Annotated in this window: 28 protein-coding genes; 15 read left to right on the forward strand and 13 right to left on the reverse strand. The window is 67.9% G+C overall.

What is annotated here, in order from left to right; all coding sequences use genetic code 11:
- The first annotated feature begins 30 nt into the window (after positions 1-30).
- Positions 31-261 carry a hypothetical protein gene (locus ACFYP5_RS32920; RefSeq protein WP_389042648.1) on the forward strand — a complete coding sequence of 77 codons (231 nt, stop codon included), beginning with the start codon at positions 31-33 and terminating at the stop codon, positions 259-261.
- A gap of 70 nt (positions 262-331) precedes the next feature.
- Positions 332-1,423, forward strand: a complete 1,092-nt coding sequence (locus ACFYP5_RS32925; RefSeq protein WP_389042650.1) for an IS630 family transposase — start codon at positions 332-334, stop codon at positions 1,421-1,423.
- 189 nt (positions 1,424-1,612) lie between these two features.
- On the opposite strand, the gene ACFYP5_RS32930 is transcribed toward ACFYP5_RS32925, so the two are convergent.
- A complete protein-coding gene (locus tag ACFYP5_RS32930; RefSeq protein WP_389042652.1) occupies positions 1,613-2,167 on the reverse strand; it encodes an SMI1/KNR4 family protein in 555 nt (184 codons plus the stop codon).
- Between the two features lie 401 nt (positions 2,168-2,568).
- On the reverse strand, positions 2,569-2,967 hold the full coding sequence (locus tag ACFYP5_RS32935) for a transposase (RefSeq protein ID WP_389042813.1): 399 nt from the start codon (positions 2,965-2,967) through the stop codon (positions 2,569-2,571).
- A gap of 152 nt (positions 2,968-3,119) precedes the next feature.
- On the opposite strand from ACFYP5_RS32935, the gene ACFYP5_RS32940 reads away from it, so the two are divergent.
- Positions 3,120-3,581, forward strand: coding sequence for a hypothetical protein (locus ACFYP5_RS32940; protein ID WP_389042654.1), 462 nt, complete (start codon positions 3,120-3,122; stop codon positions 3,579-3,581).
- A 133-nt stretch (positions 3,582-3,714) separates the two neighbouring features.
- On the opposite strand, the gene ACFYP5_RS32945 is transcribed toward ACFYP5_RS32940, so the two are convergent.
- The 4 genes from ACFYP5_RS32945 to ACFYP5_RS32960 all read right to left on the reverse strand — a co-directional run bounded on the left by ACFYP5_RS32945 (position 3,715) and on the right by ACFYP5_RS32960 (position 7,522).
- Positions 3,715-4,014, reverse strand: a complete 300-nt coding sequence (locus tag ACFYP5_RS32945) for a hypothetical protein (protein ID WP_389042655.1) — start codon at positions 4,012-4,014, stop codon at positions 3,715-3,717.
- A gap of 468 nt (positions 4,015-4,482) precedes the next feature.
- Complete coding sequence (locus ACFYP5_RS32950; RefSeq protein WP_389042657.1) at positions 4,483-4,968, reverse strand: SPW repeat protein; 486 nt, start codon at positions 4,966-4,968, stop codon at positions 4,483-4,485.
- A 403-nt stretch (positions 4,969-5,371) separates the two neighbouring features.
- Complete coding sequence (locus ACFYP5_RS32955) at positions 5,372-5,641, reverse strand: hypothetical protein (RefSeq protein ID WP_389042659.1); 270 nt, start codon at positions 5,639-5,641, stop codon at positions 5,372-5,374.
- A 456-nt stretch (positions 5,642-6,097) separates the two neighbouring features.
- Positions 6,098-7,522, reverse strand: a complete 1,425-nt coding sequence (locus tag ACFYP5_RS32960; RefSeq protein WP_389042661.1) for a serine/threonine-protein kinase — start codon at positions 7,520-7,522, stop codon at positions 6,098-6,100.
- Positions 7,523-8,162: 640 nt separating this feature from the next.
- On the opposite strand from ACFYP5_RS32960, the gene ACFYP5_RS32965 reads away from it, so the two are divergent.
- Both ACFYP5_RS32965 and ACFYP5_RS32970 read left to right on the forward strand, forming a co-directional pair.
- Positions 8,163-8,636, forward strand: a complete 474-nt coding sequence (locus tag ACFYP5_RS32965) for a carboxymuconolactone decarboxylase family protein (RefSeq protein WP_389042662.1) — start codon at positions 8,163-8,165, stop codon at positions 8,634-8,636.
- A gap of 145 nt (positions 8,637-8,781) precedes the next feature.
- A complete protein-coding gene (locus tag ACFYP5_RS32970) occupies positions 8,782-9,705 on the forward strand; it encodes an RNA polymerase sigma-70 factor (RefSeq protein WP_389042664.1) in 924 nt (307 codons plus the stop codon).
- Positions 9,706-9,749: 44 nt separating this feature from the next.
- Here the strand turns inward: ACFYP5_RS32970 and ACFYP5_RS32975 are convergent, their stop codons facing one another.
- Together ACFYP5_RS32975 and ACFYP5_RS32980 are read right to left on the reverse strand one after the other, a co-directional pair.
- Positions 9,750-10,277 carry a hypothetical protein gene (locus tag ACFYP5_RS32975; protein WP_389042665.1) on the reverse strand — a complete coding sequence of 176 codons (528 nt, stop codon included), beginning with the start codon at positions 10,275-10,277 and terminating at the stop codon, positions 9,750-9,752.
- 479 nt (positions 10,278-10,756) lie between these two features.
- Positions 10,757-12,730, reverse strand: a complete 1,974-nt coding sequence (locus ACFYP5_RS32980; RefSeq protein ID WP_389042666.1) for a heavy metal translocating P-type ATPase — start codon at positions 12,728-12,730, stop codon at positions 10,757-10,759.
- A 93-nt stretch (positions 12,731-12,823) separates the two neighbouring features.
- Between ACFYP5_RS32980 and ACFYP5_RS32985 the strand changes: the two genes are divergently transcribed.
- From ACFYP5_RS32985 to ACFYP5_RS33000, 4 genes are all read left to right on the forward strand, one after another.
- Positions 12,824-13,210 carry an ArsR/SmtB family transcription factor gene (locus ACFYP5_RS32985; RefSeq protein WP_389042668.1) on the forward strand — a complete coding sequence of 129 codons (387 nt, stop codon included), beginning with the start codon at positions 12,824-12,826 and terminating at the stop codon, positions 13,208-13,210.
- Positions 13,211-13,305: 95 nt separating this feature from the next.
- On the forward strand, positions 13,306-13,524 hold the full coding sequence (locus tag ACFYP5_RS32990; protein WP_389042670.1) for a hypothetical protein: 219 nt from the start codon (positions 13,306-13,308) through the stop codon (positions 13,522-13,524).
- 237 nt (positions 13,525-13,761) lie between these two features.
- Positions 13,762-14,382 carry a hypothetical protein gene (locus tag ACFYP5_RS32995; protein ID WP_389042815.1) on the forward strand — a complete coding sequence of 207 codons (621 nt, stop codon included), beginning with the start codon at positions 13,762-13,764 and terminating at the stop codon, positions 14,380-14,382.
- Positions 14,383-14,408: 26 nt separating this feature from the next.
- A complete protein-coding gene (locus ACFYP5_RS33000; protein ID WP_389042672.1) occupies positions 14,409-15,032 on the forward strand; it encodes a hypothetical protein in 624 nt (207 codons plus the stop codon).
- Positions 15,033-15,071: 39 nt separating this feature from the next.
- Here the strand turns inward: ACFYP5_RS33000 and ACFYP5_RS33005 are convergent, their stop codons facing one another.
- From ACFYP5_RS33005 to ACFYP5_RS33020, 4 genes are all read right to left on the reverse strand, one after another.
- Positions 15,072-15,338 carry a hypothetical protein gene (locus ACFYP5_RS33005; protein WP_389042673.1) on the reverse strand — a complete coding sequence of 89 codons (267 nt, stop codon included), beginning with the start codon at positions 15,336-15,338 and terminating at the stop codon, positions 15,072-15,074.
- A 340-nt stretch (positions 15,339-15,678) separates the two neighbouring features.
- The gene (locus tag ACFYP5_RS33010) at positions 15,679-16,239 is read right to left on the reverse strand and encodes a hemerythrin domain-containing protein (RefSeq protein ID WP_389042675.1); all 561 of its coding nucleotides are present in this window, start codon (positions 16,237-16,239) and stop codon (positions 15,679-15,681) included.
- 216 nt (positions 16,240-16,455) lie between these two features.
- Positions 16,456-16,659 carry a cold-shock protein gene (locus tag ACFYP5_RS33015; RefSeq protein ID WP_267009397.1) on the reverse strand — a complete coding sequence of 68 codons (204 nt, stop codon included), beginning with the start codon at positions 16,657-16,659 and terminating at the stop codon, positions 16,456-16,458.
- Positions 16,660-17,173: 514 nt separating this feature from the next.
- On the reverse strand, positions 17,174-17,329 hold the full coding sequence (locus tag ACFYP5_RS33020) for a hypothetical protein (protein ID WP_389042677.1): 156 nt from the start codon (positions 17,327-17,329) through the stop codon (positions 17,174-17,176).
- Positions 17,330-17,636: 307 nt separating this feature from the next.
- Between ACFYP5_RS33020 and ACFYP5_RS33025 the strand changes: the two genes are divergently transcribed.
- From ACFYP5_RS33025 to ACFYP5_RS33050, 6 genes are all read left to right on the forward strand, one after another.
- Positions 17,637-18,242 carry an orotate phosphoribosyltransferase gene (locus ACFYP5_RS33025; protein ID WP_389042679.1) on the forward strand — a complete coding sequence of 202 codons (606 nt, stop codon included), beginning with the start codon at positions 17,637-17,639 and terminating at the stop codon, positions 18,240-18,242.
- A gap of 417 nt (positions 18,243-18,659) precedes the next feature.
- Positions 18,660-20,183, forward strand: coding sequence for a hypothetical protein (locus ACFYP5_RS33030; protein ID WP_389042681.1), 1,524 nt, complete (start codon positions 18,660-18,662; stop codon positions 20,181-20,183).
- A 557-nt stretch (positions 20,184-20,740) separates the two neighbouring features.
- Positions 20,741-21,214 (forward strand): thioredoxin family protein, encoded by a 474-nt coding sequence (locus ACFYP5_RS33035; protein WP_389042683.1) that lies wholly within the window; start codon positions 20,741-20,743, stop codon positions 21,212-21,214.
- 143 nt (positions 21,215-21,357) lie between these two features.
- Positions 21,358-21,723, forward strand: coding sequence for a hypothetical protein (locus ACFYP5_RS33040; protein WP_389042685.1), 366 nt, complete (start codon positions 21,358-21,360; stop codon positions 21,721-21,723).
- 335 nt (positions 21,724-22,058) lie between these two features.
- Positions 22,059-22,622 carry a DinB family protein gene (locus ACFYP5_RS33045; RefSeq protein WP_389042687.1) on the forward strand — a complete coding sequence of 188 codons (564 nt, stop codon included), beginning with the start codon at positions 22,059-22,061 and terminating at the stop codon, positions 22,620-22,622.
- Positions 22,623-22,878: 256 nt separating this feature from the next.
- Positions 22,879-23,430: a hypothetical protein gene (locus ACFYP5_RS33050; RefSeq protein ID WP_389042688.1), complete on the forward strand. Its 552-nt coding sequence runs from the start codon at positions 22,879-22,881 to the stop codon at positions 23,428-23,430.
- 208 nt (positions 23,431-23,638) lie between these two features.
- Here ACFYP5_RS33050 and ACFYP5_RS33055 read toward each other — a convergent pair whose 3' ends face one another.
- Complete coding sequence (locus tag ACFYP5_RS33055) at positions 23,639-24,100, reverse strand: hypothetical protein (protein ID WP_389042690.1); 462 nt, start codon at positions 24,098-24,100, stop codon at positions 23,639-23,641.
- Positions 24,101-24,340 lie beyond the last annotated feature (240 nt).

Raw genomic sequence — 24,340 nt, forward strand, 5'->3', positions numbered from 1 at the left:
ACCTCCCGTTGCTGAGCGCGGACAGGAACCATGGCCGCAGCAGCCGAGGCCTTCGCACAGTCTTCACAAACCACGATCATCATCGGCCCGCAGCGGGATCATCCGTCGGCGTCCGCGGGTAGTTCGGGCTGTTCGGCGGCGATGCGCTTCGACCGCGACCATCCACACGAGCACCGCTGGGACTGGTCAGCCTGGCGACGCCGCCGCCAACACCGCTCCCGCACCTACCACTACCTGCGGCAATCCACCCGCACAGCATGAAGGTTCAATCTACGGCTGCCGTACCAGTCTTCTGAGTCAGGAATTCTGTTCAGATGTATAGGCTTGCTCTATGGTGCGGACTGGGCGGCCAAAGGCCGAGTTAAGACTGTCGGGTGAGGAGCGGGCTGCACTCGAGGGGTGGGTGCGGCGTCGTTCCACGCCGCAGGCGTGGGCACTTCGGTGCCGGATCATCCTGGCCTGTGCTGAGGGGGCCTCGAACAAGGATGTGGCGGCCCAACTCGGTTCCACACCTCATGCGGTGGGCCGTTGGCGGTCGAGGTTCGTGCAGTACCGGATGGCCGGTCTGGGTGACATGCCGCGTCCGGGTGGGCCCCGGACGGTGACGGACGAGCAGGTTGCCGCGGTGGTCGCCAAGACGCTGGAGTCGATACCGAAGAACGCAACACACTGGTCGACCCGTTCGATGGCGAAGGAGATGGGCCTGTCGCAGTCGTCGGTGTCTCGGATCTGGCGAGCGTTCGGCCTGCAGCCGCACCGGTCGGAGACCTTCAAGCTGTCGACCGATCCGTACTTCATCGACAAGGTCCACGATGTGGTGGGTCTCTACCTGGACCCGCCCGAACGGGCTTTGGTGTTCTGCGTGGACGAGAAGTCGCAGATCCAGGCCCTGGACCGCTCGCAACCGGTTCTGCCGATGATGCCCGGAGTTCCCCAGCGGACTACCCACGACTACGTCCGCGCCGGTACCACCACACTGTTCGCCGCGCTGGAAGTCGCAACCGGCAAAGTGATTGGCTCCCTGCACCGCCGGCACCGCGCGGAGGAGTTCAAGAAGTTCCTGATCAAGCTCGACAAGGAAGTGCCCGCCGGCCTGGATGTCCACCTGATCTGTGACAACTATGCGACCCACAAGACACCCGCCATCAAGAAGTGGCTGCTGGCCCATTCCCGGTTCCATCTGCACTTCACACCGACGGGCTCGTCCTGGCTGAACCTCGTCGAGCGATGGTTTGCCGAGCTCACCAACAAGCAGATACGGCGAGGCGTCCACAGATCTGTCCAGGCCCTGGAGAAGGACATCCGCAACTGGACCGCAGCCTGGAACACCGACCCGAAGCCCTACGTCTGGACCAAGACCGCAGACGAGATCCTCGAACGCCTCGCCTCATATCTGAACAGAATTCCCGACTCAGAAGACTAGGCCGTGTATCGGAAGTGGATCTCGAACGGTGCGGCGAAGGTTCATTCCACGATCGGAGATCCAAAGCAGTGCAGTCATTGACGGCTACCAGGACCGGATCGACGCAGCCAAGCCGCAGTAGCACAGCAGAAACATCAGTGGGCCCGTGGTGTCGGTCGGCACCATGGGCCTACGTGCGTACGCCGATCATCAGTCCCAGATCAGCCTGCCGCCCTGAACACGTCCAGTTGCGCCCTGCGCCCCCGCAGAAATCTGCTCCATGAGGACGACCGTCTCGTTGAACAGAGCGGTCAGTGACTCGTGAACTCCGAAGGATGGCTCATCCCCATCGCCGAATGAACCGATCTGACCGCTACGCCCATCCAGGAACTTGCCGTAACAACTATCATCGTCCGAGATGATCGGAATCCACTGCTTATCCCAGAAGGGAAACTCCGGATCGGGGGACGGGTCGTCGCGCTCGATCTCCATCTTGAAGTGGTACGTCCGCTCCATGGCCGCGACTCCCAGCAAATCGCGGTTGTTGCCGGGCACGACCCCTTCCGTGACACCAACAGGGCCGTTGTCGGCCCCGGAGGCCAGGAGCCACGTCCGAAGGTCGACCGGGAAAACGACGCCCATGCGCTCCTCTGCCGCAGTGATCGCTGCCGGCGGAGCGGGAGCAAGGACCGACGATGCAGTCGTCGGTGCATTCGTCTCCAGCCAGTCCACCAATCGCTGCCACGCCAACTGCACGTCCCCCATGGTCATTCCTTTCCCTGAACGTCTACCTCACGGCCTCACCGCGCACCCTACGGCCCGGCAGCAAAGCGCCCCAGAAGCGCAACGTCGTGCGCGAGGACGACTTCGGCTGTGTGTTCTGCGGCATGAAATGGAGCCCATCGCGTGACAGCCGAGGGTCACAGTCACTCGTTGACGGCCGCGATGAGGACGGTCGCCTCGTATCGGACCGCGAGCTTGTCGTACCTCGTGGCCACAGCTCGGTGTCTCTTGAGGCGGTTGATTCCGCACTCGACAGCGTGGCGCTCACGGTAGTCGACCGGGTCGAAACGTGGTGGCCGGCCGCCACGGGAGCCACGTTCTCTCCGGTTGCGCGCCTGGTCGGCCTAGTCAGGGATGGTGCAGCGGATGCCGCGGTAGCGTAGTCAGGCGAGGTTCGCGCGGGAGGCGTACGCCTTGTCAGCGCGCACGCGATCGGGGCGAACACGTGGCCGTCCCGGCCCTGCGCGAGGCACACGCACTCTCTTCAGCACAGGCTCAAACTGCGGAGAGTCTCCACGCTGCCCAGCCGTGAGCACGATCGACATCAGTTTCTGGCCCTGCTCGACGGCCAAGTGCAGCTTGGTAGTGAATCCGCCGCGCGAACGTCCCAGTCCGTGATCACGAGGCTCAGTGAAGACCCCGCCGGGCGGCTCCTTCTGCAGTTCGCCCCGCTTCCGGGCGCCGGCCGCATGCTGATGGGCGCGACATACCGTGGAGTCAACGCTCAGGTCCCACGTAATCGCACCCTTCAGGTCGGTCTGGGACTGAAGCTGAGTAGAGATCCGGTGCTAATTGCCGCTGATGTGTCCCCGTAGAACTCGATGCATGCCCGGGGCGGGCCCGGCCGCTGGGGGGGACCGCTGGACCCCCGCTCTGCGCATGCCGCTACAGTGCGATGCTTGTTCGATTCGCCGTGGGCGGAGGGGGAGGGGTCATGAGCGCACAACTAAGAGACACTGCAGGTGAGTTGGCGGAGCTGTTGTGGCGGGAGCACACCGTGTACCGAGAGAGATCCGGCGGTGTGGTCATCCGGGGTGAGCACGTACGGCGGTGGATCAGCCTCGCTCCGGCGGGCGGCCAGGACGTGGTCCTCGTACGCGCGGGGCGCATCCTGGACGGCGGCACCACCGCTCCGGCACGTTCGGAAGCCGTGGTTCCCCTCTCTGCCGGTACAGGCGTGCTCGCCGCGACCTGCCGTCGCCTGCTCGCCGACGCGGCGGCTGATGTGGCGCCGGCCGGGCCGGAACGGACAGCGCCCGGGCGGGCCAACCGGGCCGGGAAGGCCGCACGCCCCAAACGCAGTGGGAAACACACCAGTTTCGGTTCATGGGTGATCCTCGCCTGCGTCGCCGGCATGATCGCCCTGTACGTCTACAGCACCGCGATGCACGGCTGACTCAAGGGCGAGGACGACCCTCGCAGAGTGTTTCCTCCGCCAGGGAGATATCGACATCGAGTCCATGCGAGTGCATGCATCACAGTGCTGGACAACCGCCAGGATGCCGGGTGCTCCTGCCCCCTGCGCTGCTTCAGCGCCGTCGGCGGATGACCGCCAGGTCGAGCACCGCCACGAGGAGGAGCACCCCGCAGACTGCCGCGAGCACGCCAAGGACGGTCGAGCTGGGGGAAGAATCCCTGCTCGAGAAGGCCGCCCACCACGCGAACCCTGCGGTCGCCAGGGCGAAGACGACCAGTGCGGCTGTGGACAGGACCCTACGCAGACCCAGGTCGCTGCGTGCGGTGAGGGGTTCGGTGCCCGCCCTACGGTGGCGTTTCGGGCTGCGGCATTGCCTGTCGTCCCTCGATTCGTGCGGAGGCGTCTGGGACATCGAGTTCACCTCTGACCTGCTGATGACCGGACGGGGGGCACGTTCCGCCCCGGCTGGATTGCCGGGGCGGCCGAGGTGCGGCCCGACAGGCCGGAAAGGCTGCGGTACATCGTCTTGGCTATCACCCGTGCACGGCATACAGGGGCGAGGCGGTGTCCGGGCGAGCGCAGATCTGACGCGACGCGATGAGCGGTCACGCAGTTGACCCAAGTCAGGGCGGGCCAGCAGTTGACGAGGTGTTACGACAGACCTCTCCGTCCACCTGACGGCCCATTGAGCGGACTCGTCCGTGCCCACGGTCATCTCTGACCATCCTGCGCGATGGGCTCGACCGTTCGCAGAACCTGGCCTCCGCTGCCTCCGGTTTACGCGCTGTCATCCGCTCCCCGTGGCCGGGCGGCGGTTTCCGCCCCTTCCGGGGAGGGGGCGGAAGCGCCAACCGGGATTGCGGGGCGGGCGGTGGCGGGGTCAGCGCTCGCCGGGCATGGTGCGAGGCTCTCGTGCGCTGGGGCGGATGCCGCGAAGGTTGTCGGTACGGCCGCGGGCCGCGGAAGCGGCGGCGAGGGCGAGGAGAGTGGCGATGACGCCGGTGATGAGGTTGCTGATGATGGAGCGGGTGTGGGCGACGTCGCCTGCGACGACCCAAGGGGCGACGCAGGTCCAGATGCCGATGACGGCGGCGGCCCAGGCCATGGAATGGGTGCGCTCGTAGGAGGTGCCCAGGCCGCCGAGGAGCAGCATGTAGGCGATGCCGACGATGAGGTTGGTGACGGCGAGGGTGGTGAAACCGCTGAAGCCGACGATCCACGGGGATGCCGCGAGGTAGAGGCCGGTGATGAGGGCCAGGGCCTCGATCATCTGAGCTCGTGGGGTGACGGCGGCACGCTCGTGCCGGGCACGCAGTTCCACAAGATCGGGGTGCTCCTCGATAGGTGCGCGATGGGTTGACGCCATGATGGCCTCCGAAGCAGAGCTCTCTTTTACCCAACACCCAGCATAAAACCTACATAAAAATAGGCAAACTGGAACAGACCTGGTTCCGGCCGCCGAGAGCTCCCACCACCGTCGGATGCGGCGGTCGGCGAACCCCGTCCCGGGGCCGGGTCAGCTTTGGCGATGACCATGCCCAGGATGATGCTGACGACCAGGACCGCCGCGCTACGGCCTTCACGAACCAGGTGCCGCTGCGGGCGACGGCCTGCGGAACCCTGCGCGCCGGCAAGGCTGGCTCCCGGACAGCCAGGGCCGCCTCCAAGCCGTGAACACCGCTGTCGAACTCTGCCGTCTCCACGATCGGATTGCTCACCTGCCGCAGCCGCGTCCCCGAGCGGGTGTCCTCCACCCATTCGTCGCAGATCTACCAGGCACCCTCCTTGGGGCAGACCTCGGCCAGGAGCTCCAGCAGGCAAGCGGCAACCGGATCGAGTTCGCCGCGCTTCACCCAGGCGTAGAAGGCAGCCCGCGTCGGCGCGTCGACGTGTTGCAGGACGTATCCATCCACCAGGCCATCGCCATCAGGGCACTGCCGTACCAGGATCTGCCGGGGTCTCGCGTCCTGTTCGGCCAGGATCTCGACGACCTCGTGCTCCGGGCCGCCCCGGAACTGATACACCCAGTTTTCCCGCATACCGAGCATTCTTTCCGCCACCCTCAGCGATCCGGCGCCGGACACCACCACAGGCCACTCGCTGGGTCAGCACCCGTTCAGACGGCGACGCCCATCCGTCGCCCAGAGATGCGCTCGTTGAGCCGTGCCCCGGCAGGGCGGCGGAGCCCACACCCCTACCCTTCGGCGCACCGCCCTACCCTTCGGCGCACCGCCCGGCCCGGCGGGCCACCGCGCTGCCGACCCCAGGCCCCGCACGCGGCTCGGTCCCACCCAGAGCAGCCTGGCCGTTCGGCATCGAATCCGGCCGACGGCACCACACCCTGCCCCAACCCATCGCGCGACCGACGGCCCCCTGCGAGGACGCCCGTCATCGGCAGGCAGGGATGACATCCACCTTCGCCGCGACGCAGACAGGGACGTGGGCGGTGACGGCCACCGGCAACGTGGCACTGTTGGCCGTTATGTTCTTGATGCTCACTGACCCGACGGAGACGTTCCAGCCTGTTCCTCCGGCTGAGTGGGGCTCGGCGTCAGCGGGCTGCTCACCGTCGGGGTCGGAGTGCTCGTGGGCGAGGGCGTCCTGGTTGCCGTGGGCTTCTCGGAAGGCTTGGGCTTCTTCGTGGGCGTCGGCTTCTCCACTGGTGAGGACGACTTGCCCTTCGACGCCTTCTTGTCGTGGGCGGACGCCTTCTCTGCCTTCGGGGTGGGTCCGGGCAACGACGGCGTGGCGGAGGCGGCGGCCGGGACGGACAGGGGAGGCTGCGTCGCGTTCACTTTGCCATGTTTCGGTGAGGGCCGGGCCGTGGTCGAGGTGTGCGGCTTTCCCCTCCCCTCCTCGATCGGGGGCGCCGCGGAGAGTGTCACGACCGCAGCGGCCGCGACCGCAGCCACGAGCGAGCCGGCGGCGACACGTGACCGGAGTGAACGCAGGCTGCCGGGCTCCTTCTGCCGCACCGCACCCTGGCCAACGGCAGTCGCGGAACGACCGGGGAGACCCGCGGCAAGATGGGTGCATTCGCCCGATGACGGCTGCCCGGCGCTCCACTGTTCCGCGGAGGCCAGGAACTCGACGGCTTCGGCAGCGGTCGGCCGCGCCTCGGGGTACTTCGCCAGCAACTGCATGACAAAGGCCGCGAACGCCTCGGGCAGATCTGAACGGTGCCGATTCGGAGAGTCAGGCACCGTATCGACGTGCTGATACAGCATCGCCGCTGGGGTTTCCGCCCGGAAGGGAGGGTGGCCCAGCAGCAGTTCGTAAAGTACACAGCCCAGTGCGTACATGTCCGCCGGAGGGCCGGCCGGTTGGCCCACGGCTCGTTCGGGCGCCAGATAGGCGCTGGTGCCGATGATCTGACCCTTCAGCGTCAGCCCGGCCGTGGACTCCTCTGTGAAGTGGGCGATCCCGAAATCGCCGACTTTCACCGTGCCGTCCGAAGCCAGCAGGAGATTTCCCGGCTTCACGTCCCGGTGCACCACCCCTTGCCCGTGTGCCGCGGCCAAGGCGTCAGCAACCTGCTCACCGATCCCGGCGACGCGCGCGGGCAACAACGGCCCGCGCGCGGCCAACTCCTCTGCGAGGCTGCGACCTTCCAGAAACTCCGTCACCAGGTAGTGGCGTTCCAGGTCGGTGCCGGTGTCATACACCGCGACCACGTGCGGGTGGTTGAGCTGCGCCGCGGTCCGGGCCTCCAGATCGAACCGGGCGATCGCCGCCTCGTCGGCTCTCTGGTTCAGGAGAATCTTGACCGCCACCGGGCGCCCCAGTACTTCGTCCACCCCCCGCCACACCTCGCCCATTCCCCCACGTCCGAGCCTTGTGACCATCCGGTACCGACCAGCCACCAACACAGAGCACACTCCTCTCTGATCGTCTTGAGATCCGTATCCGGCGACGGTCACGAAGCTGGCGGGCCGACGGAGGAGTCCGCTGCTCCGCCCGGCGTGCAGGGCTGTGGCGGAGCCAGGGCACCGGCGAGCCCGCCCGGCCGCCTGCGGTCCGGCGGCCGGGATCCCCAGGGCGGAAGAAGCCGTGGTGCGGGAGACGCCGGGATCCCTTCGACCGGTGAGCGTCCGCGCCCCCTCGGGCAGAGGCGGCGCGTCGTCTCAACCAATAGCTGCGGAACATCCGGCATTCAGCTCGTGTGCCCGCTACGAGTCACCCCACTCAGGCGCATGGACCTCAGGTCTCCGTGTACCGACCGCCGAGCCCCGCGCCGAACCCCGGCGCGCCGTCGGACGGGGCCGTTCTCGGCGCGCCGATCTACCGATCGGGGCGCTCGCACTCTGGCTGGTCGTACGCCACCTCCACGAACCCTCCCGAGCCCGCCGCACCGCGGGCGCATCCCGGCTCCGCGTCGACCGGGCGGGCGCCCTCGCCGTCGTCGTGTCCGGGCCCTACGGATGACGGTTCTCGTGCAGGCCGCCAGGCATCGGATCATCCGAATTCAGGGAGACGTGGATCACACGCGTCCGTGTCACAGGGTGTGGAGCTGTCTCGTCCTGGGGGGGTGTAGCCACCGACGAGCAGGAGGAGAACGTAATGGACGCACGACTGAACTACTTCGCCAGCCCGACCGCCGCCAAGGCCCTCAAGCACCTCATGTCGGCGGGCAAGACGCTCAAGGAGTCACCACTGCCAGCTGCGACACAGGAGCTCGTGGCACTGCGCGTGAGCCAGATCAACGGCTGCGCCGTCTGCATCGACATGCACACCAAGGAGGCCGCCGCGGCCGGCGAGACCTCGGTGCGGCTGAACCTGGTGACGGCGTGGCGGGAGGCCACGGTCTTCACCGAGGCCGAGCGTGCCGCGCTGGAGCTGGCGGAGCAGGGGACCCGGGTCGCGGACGTGCCCGGCGGGGTCAGCGACAAGGTCTGGGCACGTGCCGCGAAGCACTACGACGGGGAGCAGCTCACCGCCCTGGCACTCCTGGTCTCCTTCATGAACACGGCGAACCGGCTGAACATCATCGCCCAGCAGCCGGCCGGCGATTACGAGGTCGGGCAGTTCCACTGAACGGCCATCGATGACCCGCCCGGCGCCACTGTCACAGCCCCGTCCCGGGGGCGTTGCACAGCCCCGCCGAGGGACCGCAAGATCACCAGAACGAACCCGTGCCGGGAAATGCGGCAGGGCGGGAAGACCTCAAGGAGGATGCGGCGTGAACAAGGTCGGAGACTTCGAGGAGTTGCGGCCCCTGCTGTTCTCGATCGCCTACCGGATTCTGGGCAGCGTGAGCGAGGCCGAGGACGCGGTGCAGGAGACATGGCTGCGCTTCGACGGCTCGACGACCCTTCCCACGTCGGTCAAGGCCTTTCTGTCCGCCACCGTGACGCGCCTCTCGATCGACGTGCTGCGCTCCGCGCGGGTGCGGCGGGAGGCGTACGTGGGCCCGTGGTTCCCCGAGCCACTGCTGAGCGATCCGTATCAGGATCCGGCGCGTTCGGCGGAGCTGGCCGACTCGGTGTCGATGGCGGCGCTGCTGCTTCTGGAGCGACTCAGCCCGCTGGAACGGTCGGTGTTCGTGCTGCGGGAGGTGTTCGGCTTCGGGTTCGACGACATCGCATCGGCGGTGGAGCGTTCGGAGGCGGCGTGCCGACAGCTGCTGGTACGGGCACGGCGGCACATGGCCGCCGGTCGGCCGCGGTTCGAAGCGGACCGGCGGGAGCGGCAGGAGCTGGCGACACGGTTCTTCGACGCCCTCCGCGAGGGCGATGTCGCCGGCCTGCGGGATCTACTGGCCGCCGACGTGCAGATGGTCGGGGACGGCGGCGGCAAGGCCCCGCAGCTGGCCAGGGCCATCATCGGCTCCGAGAACGTCGCCCGGCTGCTGGCCTCCGTTTTCCCGCTGCTGGCCCGGATCGACGTGACGTTCGAGCCACGCGAGGTCAACGGCCAGCCCGGCGCCATCTGCCGCGACCGGGACGGCAAGGTCCTCCATGCCCTGGCCCTCGAGGTGCTCGACGGGCAGATCCAGACCATCCGCTCGGTGATCAACCCCGACAAGCTGGGCCACCTCGGACCGGTTGCCGACGCCTGGGCCATCGACGAGGAGGTGAAACAGGCCCGCCGGCAGATGAAGTAACCCGGAGCCGTGGTCAGCGAGGGCATGGACCAGCGGCATTGTCCTCAGCGGGCCAGCGCTGGGCCTCGACGGAGCCGGTCGATGAGGCCGGCGTGATACAGAGCGGCTATCGGCTGCGACAGCTCCGGGTGGCGCAGTAGGGGTGCAGCCGACATGTCGTGGGCATCCGGCGCCGTCAGGCGCCGGAATTCGACAGGCCCGACGGCAGTGTGCTCGCTGTGGGCAACCGCTTCCACCGCCTCCTTCGCCGCATCCGGGGCAGCCAGCAGGCAGGCTGCCCAGCTGGCGACGACCTCGTCGACCCAGCTCCGCCAGGCCCAGTCCTCGGTGTCGACTTCGTCAGGCATGTCCGCTCCGGCGATCCAGTCGAGCCGTGCGGATCCACCGGGACCAGCCATCATCACCAAGGCTGCGTCCACGGCTGTCGGGTAACGCAACCACGCAGCGACCGTGACGGCCTGGCGCGCCTGTGCCTCGGACAGAACAGCCGCGAGCGCGCCGCCGGCGGCCGGGAATGCTCGCGTCAGCCACTGCGTAGTAGCGGCGATGAGCGGGGAGAGATCTGCGGGCATCGAGGACTCCGATCGAGCGTGGATCGCGTGCGCACGCTACTGCCCGGCTGGATGTGGATCGTATGACGCAGAGCACGCCCAGACCGTGGTGTTCGTCATGCGGTCCGTCTCCTTGCGATCCGGCCCGGGATCTCACTCCGGCGGCCGGACCACACAGAACCCATGCACAGAAGCAGACCGGACGGGTGGACGGCATCGGCACGGGTACCCGGGACACGTCTCGGCGCCTGACCGTCACGTCCAGCGCGGCGTGGGCCCGTAGCTGCGCGGCAAGCACGGCCATCAGAAACCTCCGACTGCATTGCACCGTTGGCCGGCGACGGCTTCTGGGACTGTTGCTGCGTGCGGTGCCCGGTCCGCTCGCCGCCCAACCGGCATGGGCCGCACTTGAAGACCAGCAGCCGCGGCACACAGTGACCGTGAGCCGTACCGCTCCCCCCCGGCGCCCGGTGTAGAAGCGGCACGGCGGGAGCGTCTGCTCATGCGGCACCTCGTCGGATGGGGTTCTTCCAGGCGGCTTCGCGCAGCAGGCGCAGGCCGTTGAGACCGACGATGACGGTGGAGCCTTCGTGTCCGGCGACGCCGAGCGGCAACGGGAGGGTGGCGATGAGGTCCCAGGCCACCAGGGCGGTGATGAAGACGCCGGCGATGAGGAGGTTCTGGATGACCAGACGCCGTGCGACCCGGGAGAGGGCGACGACGGTGGGAATGGTGGCGAGTTCGTCACGGACCACGACGGCGTCGGCGATCTCCAGGGCCAGGTCGGAGCCGGCCTTGCCCATGGCGATGCCGGTGTGCGCGGCGGCCAGGGCCGGGGCGTCGTTGACGCCGTCGCCGACCACCAGCACCTTGCGGCCTTCGCCCTCCCACTCCCGTACGGCGGCGGCCTTGTCCTCCGGAAGCAGTCCGGCGCGGACGTCGGTGATGCCGACCTGGGCGGCCAGGTGGCGGGCGGCGCGTTCGTTGTCGCCGGTCAGCAGGACCGGGGTCCGGCCGGTCAGCTCGGTGAGGGCGGCGACGGTGGCGGCGGCGTCCGGCCGCAGCCGGTCGGCGATGCCGATCACCCCGACCGGGCTGTCGTCGCGTAGGACGAGGACCGCGGTCTGCCCGGCCTCCTCCAGCTCCGCCACCGCTACGGACGCGGGCCCGGTGGTGGCCGGAAGGCGGGCGGGCGATCCGACCTGGACGGTGCGGCCCGCGACGGTGGCGCTCACGCCCTGCCCGGGGGCGGAGATGAAGTCGAGCGCGTCGGGCAGCGGCAGACGGCGTTCGCGGGCGGCGTCGACGATGGCGCGGGCGAGCGGGTGCTCGCTCGGGTGCTCGGCTGCGGCCGCCAGCGCGAGCAGACCATCCTCGTGCAGCCCGGAACCGGGCAGAGGACGGACATCGGTGACGCGGGGCGTGCCCTCGGTCAGGGTGCCGGTCTTGTCCAGGGCTACAGCGTCGACCTGGTCCAGGCGCTCCATCACGACGGCGGACTTGGCCAGGACGCCGTGGCGCCCCGCGTTGGCGATGGCGGACAGCAGCGGCGGCATCGTGGACAGCACGACCGCGCAGGGTGAGGCCACGATCATGAACGTCATCGCCCGGAGCAGGGCGGGCTGGAGGGCGGAGCCGAAGGCGAGCGGGATCGCGAAGACGGCGAGGGTCGCGATGACCATGCTGATCGAGTACCGCTGCTCGATCTTCTCGATGAACAGCTGGGTGGGGGCCTTGGACTCGGACGCCTCCTCGACCATCTTCACGATCCGGGCGATCACAGAGTCCGCCGGATCCCGCTCGACGCGCACGCGCAGTGCGCCGGTGCCGTTGACCGTGCCGGCGAACACCTCGTCCCCCGTCTGCTTGGCCACGGGCAGGGGCTCGCCGGTGATGGTGGCCTGGTCGACGTCGCTCGCGCCTTCCAGGACCTGCCCGTCGGCTCCGACCCGCTCGCCGGGCCGCACCAGAATGATGTCCCCGACCTTCAGGTCCTCGGCGGCGACGGTCTCCTCTCCGCCGCCGGGCACCAGCCGGGCCGTCGTCGTCGGCGCGAGGTCGAGCAGCCCCCGTACGGAGTCCGCCGTACGGGCGGTCGCCACCGCCTCCAGGGCGCCGGATGTCGCAAAGATGACGATCAGCAGCGCCCCGTCCACGACCTGCCCGATGGCCGCGGCGCCGAGAGCGGCCACCACCATCAGCAGATCCACGTCCAAGGTCTTGTCCTTCAGGGCCTTCAGGCCCTCCCATCCCGGCTCCCAGCCGCCTGTGATGTAGGTGGCGGCGAACAGCGGACCCCACGCCCACGCCGGGGCGCCCAAGACCTCCAGCGGGAGGGCGATCAGGAACAGGACCAGCGCGGCCAGCGCCCACCGGGCCTCCGGCAGCGCCAGCACCCGGGTGCGCCGCCGAGGCGGAGCCGAGCGCGGCCCGGCTACGGCCGGCGCGGGCCGCTGGTCCAGAACAGAAGACATGACAAAACAACCCTTCACGGGCGAACGAGGCAACACTCTCACCATACAGGAACACCTGAACAGGTCTTCAGGTGTGATGGCTATGATGTCCGTATGGGCCACGGAACCGAAACCGCCAGCAGCGCCACCACCCGCGAGCGCCTCGACACGGTCGGCACCGCCGACGTCGCCGCCACCCTCCAGGCCCTCGCCACACCCTCGCGGCTCTACATCCTGGCCCGCCTACAGGAAGGCGCCTGCTCGGTGAGCGAGCTCGCGGAGGCCGTCGGCATGGAAGCCTCCGCCTGCTCCCACCAGCTCCGCCTGCTGCGCAACCTCGGGCTGGTCACCGGCGAGCGGCACGGGCGCTCGATCGTCTACGCCCTCTACGACAACCACGTCGCCGAGCTCCTCGACCAGGCCCTGTACCACGTCGAGCACCTGCGCCTGGGCGTCCGCGACGTCCCAGCCGGCCTGCCTGAGCCCGCCGTCGCCGACTGATACGCCGACCGCTACCGGGACACGCGGCCGGCATGGCCTCCGGGCAGCGCGGTCACCAGCCGTCCGTTGCCTTCGGAAAGGTACCGATGGTTGGCATGCCCAACCGAATGCTCCACGAACGCGGTCTGCTGCGGCACACCCTCCACCTGGAGGAGCTCACCCACCAGATCGCCGCGGACTGGAGCACCTACCGCCATCGCCGGTGGCCGGCGTCGGCCAATCCCCACTTCTTGGTCAGCCAGAAGACCGCGGTTGACGGGGACCACCCGGCGGTCAACATCGGGCTTCTCCGTGGAGTCCTCCCCCCGGGCTGACGCTGAGCGGTCTGCGCCAGGACCGCATCCTCAATGAGGCGGCCGAATGCGCCGACCCGCTCCGGCTGATGAGCCTGTTCGGCATCACCGAGCAGACCGACATGCGCTATGTCGGCAGCGCCTGCCCGGAGCGCACCGCGAAACTGCCCAGGTAGCAGGCCCGCTTCGAGCCGATGCGGCAGCTGAAAGCCCGTGGCGGTGTAGCAGTGGGTCCGGCATCATCCCCATGTGATTGTTATGCAACCCGTTCTGGAGATCTCCACTGCCGACGACTTCGAGCTCTGGCCGGTTGGCGAGCACGAGTCATATGGTTACCTCGTGCTGAACGGGGAGCTGACTCCGGCGGAGGTCGGCACGGCGGTTATGCGAATCGCCGACTGCAACGACTTCGAGCCGGAGGAGGAGCACGGGCCGTGCCCGACCGACCCACTCGGCACATTCCTGCACGGGCTGCTCACGATGCCTGACCTGTTCGCCGCCGGCGGCTTCCGGGTGAGCGACAACGCCACCGACACCGTCTTCGTCGAGCCTGGCTGCTGCAACGGCCTGGAGACCTGGCGGGACTGGCTGGAGGTGCTCGACGACACCGGCTGCGCCTACTTCGGCCACGACCCGTTCTCGGTGGCCGAACGCGTCGGCGACATTGTCCGGCTCACGCTCGACGCCCACGGGACGGACGGCAGCCCGGTGATCGAGCTGTCGGCAGACCAGGTACGCAGGCTCGTCGCCGGCGCCCAGCAGGATTTGCAGGACTTCCTCAGCCTTGCCGGAACCTGGGCTGAACAACACCTGCCGGCACACGCCGCCGCCGTCACTGCCGCCCTGGCACGGGCACTGGACCTGGCGCCCACACCATGACCAGTTTCCTAACCCACCGAGCGCGCGTGCACGATGGCCGCCTCCCTCTCCGCCGCCGGCACAGCGCGCTGCGGACCTGCATCACCGTCTTTGCGCCGTACGGCCTCCGGGCGACGTACCACCACCTCACGCTCAGCGCCGCGATCCCCCGGCGGCTGGAGGCGGACCCGGACGCGCTGGTGCGGGCGGTGGAGGAACTGCATGAGGCGCGGGTGCTGTGGCTCGCGAGGGCGGAGGAGTACGCCGCGCAACGTCGAGCGGAGAAGCGGGCCGGGCGGCGGGCTGTAGTGAACCCGCGGCCGTGGTGGCTGCGGAGCTGGTGGGAGAGCCCGAACCGCGCTTGGTACGAAGACCCGTTTCGCCATCCGTCGCTGCGGCTGCCCGAGTACGTCCGGCGGCAGAACGCGATTCTGGACGGCGCCGATCTCCCTGGCTGCCCCGCCTGCGGGGACGAGAGACCGCTAGCGTCGAACTCGACCGGGCACGGCTGGGTGGAGCTGTGCCGTGGGTGCGCCTGGGTGCTGGCGCCATGTCCGTGCGGGCAGCGGCACCGGTTCGTCCCGGAGACCCCGTTCAACTGGAAAGGGATCTGGCAGCGGGCGCACATGAACGATGACGGCATGCCGAACCCACATTGGCCTGTGGGCTAGCCAGTTGGATGCGGCGAACGCCCGGCAAATCAGATCCCGTCAGCTAAGCGGGCTGTCGGGCACGTCGGCACGATCCTTGGCCTCGGCAGCAAGCTCCTCACGGCGGGAGACGAAAGCGGGCGGCGGCGTGGCGTAGAGCTCGTCCAGAAGTTGCTCTACGTCTCCGCTTCCCGGCGCATCCTTACGCTGCATGATCATCAGACTCCAGCGAGCCGGGCCGCCGCGCACCTCGTGCTGCATCCCCAGCGCGGCAGGACGGGGCTCACCTCGCGCCCGGGCCATCACCTCATCCGCCGATGGCTTCATGTCTGCGCCGACGCGGAGGTGCCAGCGGTGGGCCCCTTCTCCCGCCCGAGTCGGACCCGAGCGCGACGAAACCTCTGAGGATCCAAACCAATGCCACATATCGGATAATTTGCGATTTGCGGGCTGTCCGAGAATCGCCGCCCGCGCCCAAGGCGGGCGGTGACCATGATGTCCAGCCTCCTGTGACGGCGGCGGCCGCGAAAGCCGATGGATGAAACTCCCTCAAGAGCGTCCATACCGATCATGACATCGTGATCAAGGCGTTGGGGAGCGGGCAACGCCATTGCCTCTGATCCTGGTCCGGCCGATGGAGCGGACGCCCAAGGGGCTGGTGAGGTATTCAGCTCTTGCCGCGTCCGGACAACAAGTCCCGGGCCCGGTCGACCAGGCCGACGCCGGGGCCGAGCAGCTTGTTGCCGGGCGGGGTGTCCGGGGCGGAGGGGTGCGGGCGAGTGGGCGCCATCTTCTTGGCCATGCGGACCTTGTCGCCCAATTCGTCCAAGGCTTCGGGCGTACAAGCCGCGGCGAGGAGAGGGAACAGCCTGTCCTCTTCATCGCGGACGTGCTCGCTCACCTCGAGCTTCAGCATCGCCACCAGCTGGTCGAACTTCGGGTCATCCGCATCGAGGCCCTCCAGCTCGTGGAGATGCCTTTCCACCGCCGCGTGATCGGAGAGTTCCTTGTCCGCGATCCCGTCTCCGCCCTCGACGTGCTCACGCACCGCCGGATACAGGTACATCTCCTCAGCCACTGAGTGGCGCACCAGCTCGATGGTCACTTCATCGGCCAGCTTCCGGCGCTGCTTGTCGCCGACCGGCTGCGCCTCGATCCTCTCGAACAGGCTGTCGACCTCGCGATGATCGATGGTGAGTTCCGTGATCACACTTCCGCCGTGTCCCATAAGAGTCCCTTCATTTTTGTGTGGCGTGAGCCGGAGACAGTTCACCGTTCCACACGCGCACCCTCCAAGCTCTTCAACACGCCAGCAGCGGGGCCCCTGGGCGCCTGGCGTAACCTTGCGTTGCCGAGCAGACCGGTAGCGGCGGATCAGAGCCCTGACGCACGACGCCCGCCCCTGCGAGTGCCGTGCGGGGGCGGGCGTCGTTACGGATGCAGCTCAGGCGGGAGTGATGTTCTCTGCCTGGGGACCCTTCTGGCCCTGGGTGATGTCGAAGTTCACCCTCTGACCCTCCTGGAGCTCGCGGAAGCCCTGGGCGGCGATGTTCGAGTAGTGGGCGAAGACGTCCGGCCCGCCGCCGTCCTGCTCGATGAAGCCGAAGCCCTTTTCTGCGTTGAACCACTTGACGGTTCCGCTGGCCATATTTGTCCTCCAAGGGGACTCGAAGCCGGCCCGCACCGTGCGGGGTCCGGAGGTGATCGCCCTGGCCCTCAGACACTGTGAACAGCAGGGCCGCCCGTGAACTCGCGCTCACGGGCGACGGGTAGGAACCATGACAGCTGATTTGACGCTACCCCGGTTCACCCGCCCTCATCGTGGGAACCCGCAGGCGGGAAGGGGCCCGAATCCACCATTCGGCGGCGTGACGCGGCGGCCGGAGGGCGCGTTGAGCCGGCGACACGCGCGTGTGTTCCGACCCCCACGGCGGAACACACGCACGTCACCGGGCGCCGTCGGCGGGGTAGGCGTGGCGCCGAACAGATCCGGGCGCCGGGCCTTGAGTGCGGCGGACAGGTCGGTGAGGGCCCGGTCGTCGGCGTCATTGCCAACCGGTCAGCAGCAGCTCGGCGTCGGCGAGCTCCGCTCCGGTGGCACCGAGTGCGACCAGAGCGAAGCGGCGCAGCGCGGCCCTTATTCGCGGGCGACAGCAGCAGCTTCACGGGCGGCACCGGCGACTGAGGGCGTCGTCGGCAGCCTTCTCCCGGCGCTGCGCCTCCGTCAGCTGCGCGTCCTGCTGCGTCTTGTGCGTCTTGACGAACGCGGCCAGGTCCTCGGAATTGCCCAAGCCCAGCAGATCCAAGAGCTTTCTCACGGGCCAGCAGCTTGGACAGGCCGGCTTTGTCGGTCAGTAGCGGGTTCTGGCACACATTCCGTGAAAGATCTTGCTAGCTCTCGCCGGCACGAGGCGCGCGTCACGTGAGCTGCACGGACCACGCGTCGCCGGGCTCCGGTGACGCCGGACCTGGTGACGCGTGGTCCGCGACTGTGTCGGCCGACATGATGGATGAGCACGACGCGTCACTGGCGTTGACGGCGTGCGGGACTCAGAACGCTCCAGCGGCCGCAGGGGTGTTTGGGTTTGGTGGTCATAATGTCGGCTTCGTGTTCACGGTGTCGGCGTGGATGCCTCCTCGGGCTGGTTTCGTGCGGCGAGCCCGTGTCGTGGCTGGGCGGGACGCCTGGAAGGCTGGCTGCCTATGAAACATATTGATCTTGCTCGCCGCATCCATGCCGTCTCTCATCTGGAGGGCCATTTCACGCTGCGGTCCGGACTGGCCGCGACGGAGTACTTCGATAAGTACCGGTTCGAAGGCGATCCCGCGCTGCTGGACGAGATCGCCCAGCGGATGGCGCCACTGGTGCCGTCCGGCACGGAGGTGCTGGCCGGCCTGGAGATGGGTGGCATCCCTGTGGTGACTGCGCTCGGCCGGCATACGGGTCTGCCGTGCGCGTTCGTGCGCAAGCAGGCCAAGCCGTATGGCACCTGCCGTCTCGCCGAGGGCGCCGAGGTCGTGGGCCGGCGGGTGCTGGTCGTTGAGGACGTGGTCACCAGCGGTGGACAGATCGTGCTGTCGACCGCGGACCTGCGCGGCCTGGGGGCCCAGGTCCATGAAGCTTTGTGTGTGATCGACCGGGAGCAAGGTGGCGCGGATGCCCTCGCGGCCCGGGACATCGGCCTGCTGTCGCTGCTGACGGCGGGGGATCTGCGGGCTGCTGCCGCCTGACCGGCCGAACTGATGGTCAGTCTGTCGCGTGTGTCCCGGTGACGGTGAGTCGGGTGGAGGACATCGGAATCGACGATGAGCACCCCGCACGTCCAACAGCCTGCTGACGAGAGCTAGCAAGATCTTTCACGAAATGTGTGCCAGAACCCAGTAGCGAGAGCGTTTGTTGGCCCGAGAGCGAGAACACCCCGAGGGCACGGAAGATGATGTAGCCGAGTTTCAGCAACGCCCGGTTGCTTGACCTGCCGCGGATCTCTTGCCTTGATGCGGACCTGGCTGTGTGCCCAGTCAGGGTGCGCATGATGAGCAAGGCCCTCGCCACGTGGTCCGAAGCCCTGCGGACGGAACCGCCGGTAGGCGCCACCGCGGCAGCTGTCGGGCGGCTCGGTTCGGGAGGCGAGGTGGCAGGATGACACGGTGTCCGACTCTCTGCGTGAACTGTGGTTGCGCGGCATCGCCTTCAATCCGACGGCGCCTTCCGACGTACTGGTACGCCTGCTGGATCGAGCGGTTGGTGAAGCCGGCCTGCTGATGTGCGAGGGTCGTAACCTGCCTGACGCCGTCATCGACGCGGCCCTACACCATCCGGACTACGTCATCCGCCGCGCGCTCGCCCGCAACCGGTACGTCGACCCGGCGCGACTCGCCCCCTTGGCGACGGACCCGTCAGGGGTCGTCCGCGGGTGGCTCGCCGCCGGCCCCCGTCACTACCCCCGGTGGGTCCGACCGCTGCCGGACGACATCCTCGTGACCCTCTTGACCGCCCGTGACGGGGGCGAGGACGGCAAGGTCACCGAGCACGAGATCATAGGGGAGCTCGAATCGTCCCGGCAGATCCCGCTGTCCTTCTTCCGACGCATGGCCGGCCACGAGCACCCCGAACTCCGGATACGGGCCACCTGGAGGTGGCAGTCCCTCACCCCGGCGCAGCGGGCGGCGCTGCTCAACGATCCGGACCCCGCGGTCCGTGAAGCAGCCCAGGACAGGAATTGGGTGCTGGACCCGGAACGGGTGGAGGCCAGGCTTCCGTCCTTCGGTTCGCGCAACGGATTCGTGTTCGGCACGTGCGCCCTGTCCGCCGCGCTCGTCGAGCAGTGCTTCGCGGACGGCACGGTGCACCTCCTGGCCCAGAACCGGCACACCCCGGCCTACGCCGTCGCCCGGCTCGCCCGCCACCCCGAGGCGAAAGTCCGCGCGTTGGTCGCCACCCGGCCCGACCTGGGGCCGGACCTGGTGGCGGAGCTGAGGGGGGACCCGGGCGACGACGTGCGGATGCGCGCACGCCTCCACCCATTCTCCCGCGCCTGGACCGAGTACGAGGTGATCCACAGGATCATCGACCACAGCCCGGACTGCGTCTGCCCGATCACCGAGCCGTTTACCGAGTCGAACAGTGGGCCGGCCTTCGGGCCGTCTCCCGACTGGTTCGCCGCCTGTGCGGTCTCCGAGGAACCGGTGCTCCGCCGGGTTGCGGCAAGTTGGCCGGGCCTTTCGGCGGACCTCGTCGCGACGCTCGCGCAGGACGACGACGAGGAGGTGAGGATCCGGCTGGCCTGCCATCACCCGCTGGCTCCGCCGCACCTCCTTCTGGATGTCTTCGTCACCCGCCCGGCCCACCGTCCGCACCTGCTGGCCCTGCCCGCGTTCCCCCGTACCGGCCGGTCTCACCTCATCGGCCACCCAGATCCTGAGGTACGGGCCCTGGCCGCAGCGGATCCTGCCTTGCCCGACCCTCCGGTGGAGGACTCCGACACGTCTGTGCGCCGGGCAGCGGCCGCCAACCCGAGCCTGTCACGGGAAGCCTTGGAGGCCCTCCTCGCCAACCCCCGTACCGCCGAGGGCGCTGCGGCCAATCCGGCGCTCCCCGTTCCGCGCATGCACGCACTCCTCGACCGCTGCCTGAACGGCACCGCTACCCTGCCGGGGGCCGTCCAGCGCTGACAGACGACGCCGACGCAGCGATCACAGGCATGGCAGCCTCCGTGAACCATTGACTGACGTCGACACGCCAGACAGGCGTCTCCAAATCTCAGCAACGTCCCAGACATCAGCAACAAGCGACTGCTCCTGCAACTCGTCTACAGACGTTCTCCGTTCTCACCTACGGAGCCAGAGAGGCTCTCCTGGTCCCCGACGGTGCCGGACGGAGGGGCAGCGGGCGTCTGTACGGGGTCGCCGAGCTGGGCGTTGGACGGGGTGGTCGGGTCCGCGCCCCGGACCGGGCAGATCGGGCGGCCATCGCGTGGGCGACCGATAGGGGTGTGCGCGTTGGGCGACGGGCGGGCCGGACCGTCATCAGACTGGGTGTGAGCCGACAACTGGCTTACCGCTATCCTCCTGCGACTGATCACTTGCGGGAGGGGAACCCCATGCGCCGAGTACGCCCTGGTCTGGTGGCTGCTATATCAGCCGTCGTCCTGACTGCAGGCTGTGTTTCCAGCAGTACCACCGCCGCCCAGGCTCCGGGTGACACGGCGACGACACCTACCGCAACGGCCATGCCCACCGCGAAAATGTCTCCCGGCAACCGCCGCAGTCCAGAGGCGACATCGGAAACCGCTCAAGTCCTGCCTGACGGATACGACGCCAACCGAAACGCGAAAGACGACATCGAGGCCGCCCTCGCTACGGCGGCGAAGGAACATCGGGAAGTACTGATCGACTTCGGTGCCAACTGGTGTCCGGACTGCAAGGTTCTGGACGTGATGTTCCACTCTGCCCAGGTCGAGCCGCTGCTGCAGAAGGATTATGTCGTGGTCGCCGTCGACGTCGGCGAGTTCGACCACAACATCGACCTCGCCGGTCAGTACGTCAACCTGCAGACCAGCGGGATTCCGGCCTTGGTCGTCCTGCGTTCCGACGGCACCGTGCGGACCGCCACCAACGACGGCTCCTTCGCCAATGCCCAAACCATGGATGCCGGCCAGGTCAGCGCGTTCCTGACCCGCTGGGCACCCAGCGGGAACCAGTGACCAGCCCGCGTTCGTGGGGTGTCGTCCTGGGCTCAACCACGTTGGCGGTCATCGTCCTCGGCGGATGCGGCACAAATCGGGTTCCCGAACCGACAGGCCACGCCACGGCCCACGGGGTCACGGTCACCGTCGCCCTGCTGCCCATGGCCAACGGTCAGCGCGAGCTACAGGCAACCTTCAGCCCGCTGCAGCCCGGCTTCCACATCTACAGCATCGACCTCCCCGAGGAGGGCATCGACGGACTGGGCATCCCCACCAGGCTTTCAGTCAGCGGTGGTCTCTCCGCGATCGGCAAGCCGACGACGAACCGAGCGATCCGCCTCCTACGACCGGCGGGTCTACCAACCGAAATCCCTGTCTATCCAGACGGTCCCGTCACGTTCACCCTGCCCGTCCGGCAAACCAGCGCCCACCAGGCCGACGTGATCGTCAGCTACGGAGCTTGCAGCGAAAACACCTGCCTCATGCCAGTAAACGAGGAAGTGATCCACCTCAGCAGCCTCAACTGACGTGTACCGAACGCCGCGGTCGGGACCCAAGTCCCACGACGAGGTTCCCGACCGCGACGCTCGGGCTCGGCAGCCGGTACTACGGACCCGCCGGCACAGGAGAGTTCCGGGGTCGACGGCGGCGGTTGGTGCGGTTTCTGCACTTCACTGCTGGACAGCTTGCTTCGCCGCCGTATTCCCGGCGTGAGGCTACGAGGCTTGGGCCAGGGTGACCGCGACGTCTGCTATCGAAACCCCAGCGTCATCTCCCGGTGCGGTAGGTTCTCGCGGCCCACGGCCTGCGACGGCGTCCGCGAGGGGCGCAGCCAGGTTTCCGTTGTCTGTAGTGTGCGGAAATGACAAGAAGCGAGCGACTCGCGGACCAACTGGACCGGCACTGGCACAAGAACCTGCGGCCGCGGCTGCACGGTCTTGCCGATGAGGAGTACTTCTGGGAGCCGGTGCGCGGCTGCTGGAGCATCCGCCCACGTGGCACGTCGGTCGCACCGATGTCGGCAGGCTCGGGGGAATGGACGATGGACTCCGCGTCCCCTGACCCGGTGCCGTCGCCGGTGACCACGATTGCCTGGCGGCTGGCGCACATCATCGTCTCCTGTCTGGGCTATCGGGTCGGATGGCACTTCGGCGGCCAGGACGTCGACTCCCAGACGTTCGCCTACGCGGGGACCGCTGACGAGGCGCTGAAACAGCTCGATGAGATGTATGGGAGATGGAACGCGGGGGTCCGCGAGCTCTCGGACGCTGACCTGGAGAATCCGCCCACGGTGGGTCCCGAGCGGTTTCCCATGGAGGGCATCGTCCTGCACGTGAACAGGGAGCTGATCCATCACGGCGGCGAGATTTCCCTGCTGCGCGACCTCTACCGCTGGCAGGACGGAGCCGTACCGCGCCGAATATGACTTTCCGGTAACCGGCGATCGAGCTTCGGAAACCTACGTGGACTCCGTGACGTTCCGTGGCTGCGAGCTTCAGTGAAGCTGCGCCCTCTTGAAGTAGCTGGTCAGGATGGTGGCGTGAGGGTCGTTCGGGGTGGTCATGCTGGTGGTGGGCGGAGGTCTCGGGTGTAGATCATCTGTCAGCGGGCTTCTTTCCCTGGGTCTTGCGATCGATCTTGGCAACCAGAGTCCTGTCAGTTCGGTGTGGAAGTGTGCCGCCATGGCTACGACTGCAGAGCTCATCCTCTTCGCCGACTACTTCCAGATTCATGTCACCGACGCAGGGCTTGACGGAGACCTGAGCGAGGCATGGACCGATCAGGCAGTTGCAGATCAACTTGCAGTGGCCCCTGCGGCATTGGGGATCGGCACGGCGGTCAACGTCAACGTGCACGTCACCGTTCGTCTGCTGCCGCTGGAGCCTGGCGACGACAGCACCGAATTCGATCACGTTGTGGAGGCGAGCCTGAACGTACCCTCGGGCCAGCTGGTGGTCCTGGGGTGCACGGACTACTGCCCCGACGCGGCCAAGTTCGACGTTCCTGCGGGCTGGACTCGCGTCCGCGTGTCCCGAAGCAACCTGGCTCGCGCAGTTGAAGCCGACATCGACTCGGACGAGAGTCCCGAAACTTGGGAGAAGGTCCGCATCCAGGTGTGGCCGGCGCCAGAAGCCGAACCCAAGGTCACCAAGCGCTGGGCGCAGGATGGCGACTCAACGACCTCGTCGGTCGGCGGAATCTCAATGCGCGAGGCAACCCCTGATCGATCTTGAAAGCCGTCGTGGCGGCAATGTCGCCGTGGGTTCAAGTCACACACCCACCACAGGTGAACGGCCCCTGACCAGGTGAAGCAGTCAGGGGCCGCTGTGCTGTGCGGGGCCCGGCCACCACTATGGTTCTCCGAGGTTCCCCGCCCGGCGTGGCTCGGATGGGGCACGTCGCCTTCTGATGTGGCTCTGTTCGTGACACCGCAGCAGGTTTTCAGGCAGGACGCCACCGAGCCAGGTAGCCCGGGCCTTCTTGGAGGTAGCGGCCACCCAGCCTCTCGTATGTCCGCCACTCAGGCACGAGGCGTCGGGCATCTTTCGGTGCCCTGCGCCGAGGCCCGAGCAGCACCTGCAACTCGTCGTAGCGCGCGTCGACGCCTCCGCCGGCTGGATGCGTGTCAGCGGCAACCTCGCCTGCCTCGTACCCAGCATTCCATGAGCAGAAGATGTTCCACTGCTCTCGTTCCGTGTTCAGGGTCATACGGTCGGCGGGCCAGACGAGGAACTCCTCGGTATCGACTTCGGGGTTCGCATAGCCGTCGACCGACTCGAAGTAGTGGGGCAGCCCTCCGATGGAGGCCAGGCCCGAACGAGGGCCGTGGTACCAGTCATTCTCCACGTAGACCTGCTCAAATCCCGCCTCCAGCAGGCGTGCCCGTACGGCTCGTTCACTCACCCACCCATGATCCATCGGCCATGCCCTGGGGCGAACAGTTGGTGATGTCCTGGTTTCGTGGTCGAGGGACTTCCCGACAGCTGCGGTCCGGCAGTGGAAGGCCGCGCGGGTCTGCTTCTCGAACAGGGAAACAGACCACTGTCCGGACCGAAGCTTCCCTACTCCCCAGGGCGTACCACCGCTGAAGCGGAACCACCGGCCAAGTCGCGGACGTCCGTGCTGTCGCCGGTGGCGTCGGCG

The organism is Streptomyces sp. NPDC005262, from assembly GCF_042872425.1.
In the GTDB taxonomy this organism is placed as follows: domain Bacteria; phylum Actinomycetota; class Actinomycetes; order Streptomycetales; family Streptomycetaceae; genus Streptomyces.